The following is a 346-nucleotide window of genomic DNA, read 5'->3' as shown; positions in this document are numbered from 1 at the left end:
AAAGCTCAACCCCCAAATCGACATCGTTTACAGCGTGGACTACCAGGGTATCTAATCCTGTTTGCTCCCCACGCTTTCGCACATGAGCGTCAGTACATTCCCAAGGGGCTGCCTTCGCCTTCGGTATTCCTCCACATCTCTACGCATTTCACCGCTACACGTGGAATTCTACCCCTCCCTAAAGTACTCTAGCGACCCAGTATGAAATGCAATTCCCAGGTTAAGCCCGGGGCTTTCACACCTCACTTAAGTCACCGCCTGCGTGCCCTTTACGCCCAGTTATTCCGATTAACGCTCGCACCCTCCGTATTACCGCGGCTGCTGGCACGGAGTTAGCCGGTGCTTC

The 346-nt window shown here is 54.0% G+C and carries 1 rRNA gene; it reads right to left on the bottom strand.

The annotated features are described in order from the left end of the window. Positions 1–346 (bottom strand): 16S ribosomal RNA (locus tag HMPREF2732_RS05815); the annotation flags it as partial.

The organism is Haemophilus sp. HMSC061E01 (genome assembly GCF_001810345.1).
Lineage (GTDB): Bacteria > Pseudomonadota > Gammaproteobacteria > Enterobacterales > Pasteurellaceae > Haemophilus_D.
The sequence above is the reverse complement of the archived record's forward strand: the minus strand, read 5'-3'. Positions and strand labels throughout refer to the sequence as shown.